The sequence below is a fragment of the Ramlibacter sp. genome (assembly GCF_013697775.1).
Taxonomy (GTDB): domain Bacteria; phylum Pseudomonadota; class Gammaproteobacteria; order Burkholderiales; family Burkholderiaceae_C; genus Ramlibacter.
On the sequence record NZ_JACCWG010000099.1, the window covers coordinates 1 to 2,339 of the forward strand.

The following is a 2,339-nucleotide window of genomic DNA, read 5'->3' on the forward strand; positions in this document are numbered from 1 at the left end:
GGGGGCGCGGCGAGGCATTCCAACCTCCAGCGAACCGGAGGCAGAGGGCCGATCAGTAGCGGTACGGGTTGTTCGGCGCTCGGTCGTAGCGGTCGGCCACGCCGTCCCCGTCCCGGTCCCAGCCGCCGTGGCGGCGGTGCTGCCCGTAGTAGCGCTGCTGGCCGTAATAGACCGCCTGCGGCTGGCCGTAGTACACCGTCTGCGGCTGGTTGTAATACACCGTTTGCGGCTCGCTGTAATAGACCGTCTGCGGCTGCACGTACACCTGGCGGGGCTGCACATACACCGGCTGGGGTTGCACGTAGCCGTAGGGTGCGTTGACACCGATGGACAGGACGACGTCGCTGCGGGCTTGAGCGGCCGTGGCGGCGACGACACCGCCCAGCACGACAGTGGCCATGGCCAGGGACTTGGCGGAGAAGAGGCGGTTCATGTTGCACTCCGTGGTTGGAATGCAGTGATGGTGCGCCCCGGTCGATGAACGCAAGCTGAATGGCCGCGGCGCTTGTGTATGCGCCGTGTAAAGCCGGGCAACAAGGCCGCTCAGCGCAGCCCTTCTCACCACTTCCTGTTCACCCGCGGCCGCCCGACCGTGAGCACCTCGCCGATTTCCGGCGTGCGCCCCGAGAAATGCTGCGCCGACGCGGCGGTGACGGTCACGTCGCCCCACTGCCGCTCATCCCACCAGTCCAGCTCCTCGATGCGGTCGGCCGCGACGCCGAACTGCCTGAGCCGCGCGCCCACGCCCAGCGGCACGAAGTAGCGTTTCACGCGGTCCTTCAGCGCCTCGATGGTCGGCACGTCGAGGTGGTCGATCGACGGCACGGTGCCCTGCTTTTTCTCCAGCAGCATGCGCGTCCAGATGTCCCAGCCGGAGCACTGCGGCTTGGCCTGCGGATTGGGTGGATTCTGGAACTTGCACTCCTCCACCGCGAACTGCGGCGACTTCGCAAAGCGCGGATCGCAGTCGTCCGCCGCCGACGCGCGGTCAACCTCCTGGTGGAAGGTTCCAGCATACCGCCCGGGAATGCTCTGGCTATTTGGCGAACAGCGACTTGATGTCGCCGAAGGCCTTGAACTCCAGAGCGTTGCCCGAGGGATCGAGGAAGAACATGGTGGCCTGCTCGCCCGGCTCGCCCTTGAAGCGCACGTAGGGCTCGATGGTGAACTGCGTGCCGTGGGCCTTGAGCCGGTCGGCCAGGGCCTGCCAGTCGGCCATGGGCAGCACGATGCCGAAGTGGCGCACCGGCACGCCGTGGCCGTCCACCGCGTTGCGCTGGGCGGCGCCGGTTTCCGACGGCGCCAGGTGCGCGACGATCTGGTGGCCGTAGAAGTTGAAGTCCACCCATTCATCGGAGCTGCGGCCTTCGGGGCAGCCGATCAGTTCGCCGTAGAAGCGGCGCGCGGCGGCAAGGTCGTGGACGGGGAACGCCAGGTGGAACGGCGACAGCGGGGCGGGATTGGTGGCGGGGGCTTGCATCGCGCAATCGTAGGACGTGCCGAGCAAAAGGAAAATCAATCTATATTTGGCCTCAGCATCGAAATCCTTTGCGCTCATCGACAACGTCATGATCCGTGAACTGAAGACCTTCACCGCCGTCGCCCGCGAGGGCACCTTCGCAGGCGCGGGCGCGCGCATCGGCCTGACGCAGGCGGCCGTGAGCGCGCAGATGCAGCGGCTGGAAGCCGAGCTGGGCCTGTCGCTGTTCGACCGCACCGCGCGCTCGGCGCGCATCAACGCCACCGGCCAGCGGGTGCTCGCCCAGGCGCAGGACATGCTGCGGCTGTACGAGCAGCTGGGCGAAGGTGCGCAGGCCGAGGCGGGCGCGGCGGTGCTGGCCATCGGCGCCATCGCCTCGGTGCAGCGCGCCGTGCTGCCGGAGGTGCTGGCGCGCGTGCGCCGGCAGCTTCCGGAGTGCCGCGTGCGCGTGGTGCCGGGCGTATCGATGGAACTGCTGGACCGCGTGGATACGGGCGAGATCGAAGTGGCCGCCATCATCCGGCCTCCCTTCCCGCTGCACAGCGACCTGCGCTGGACCACGCTGGCGCGAGAGCCGTTTCGGCTGCTGGTGCCGCGGCAGGCCAAGGGCGACGACTGGGCTGCGCTGCTGTCCGCACATCCGTTCATCCGCTATGACCGCGCCTCCTTCGGCGGCCGGCAGGTCGACCGCTTCCTGCGCGGCGTGGAGCTGACCGTGCGCGAAGCCTGCGAGCTGGACGAGCTCGAAGCCATCGTGCGGCTGGTGGCGGTGGGCGCCGGCGTGGCGCTGGTGCCCGAGGTGGCGCCGCACAAGCGCTGGCCGGCCGGCGTGCGCGCCATCGACCTGAAGCGCCACACC

General features: G+C 68.8%; 4 protein-coding genes. 1 reads left to right on the plus strand and 3 read right to left on the minus strand.

Annotation, left to right across the window (positions count from 1 at the left end; genetic code table 11):
* Nucleotides 1–52: 52 nt before the first annotated feature.
* From H0U68_RS05305 to H0U68_RS05315, 3 genes are all read right to left on the minus strand, one after another.
* Nucleotides 53–433, minus strand: a complete 381-nt coding sequence (locus H0U68_RS05305; protein WP_296353392.1) for a hypothetical protein — start codon at nucleotides 431–433, stop codon at nucleotides 53–55.
* Nucleotides 434–558: 125 nt separating this feature from the next.
* The gene (locus H0U68_RS05310; RefSeq protein WP_296353395.1) at nucleotides 559–930 is read right to left on the minus strand and encodes an MBL fold metallo-hydrolase; all 372 of its coding nucleotides are present in this window, start codon (nucleotides 928–930) and stop codon (nucleotides 559–561) included.
* Nucleotides 931–1,036: 106 nt separating this feature from the next.
* The gene (locus H0U68_RS05315) at nucleotides 1,037–1,480 is read right to left on the minus strand and encodes a VOC family protein (RefSeq protein WP_296353396.1); all 444 of its coding nucleotides are present in this window, start codon (nucleotides 1,478–1,480) and stop codon (nucleotides 1,037–1,039) included.
* An 88-nt stretch (nucleotides 1,481–1,568) separates the two neighbouring features.
* Between H0U68_RS05315 and H0U68_RS05320 the strand changes: the two genes are divergently transcribed.
* A partial coding sequence (locus H0U68_RS05320; RefSeq protein WP_296353398.1) for a LysR family transcriptional regulator occupies nucleotides 1,569–2,339 on the plus strand: 771 nt, incomplete at its 3' end.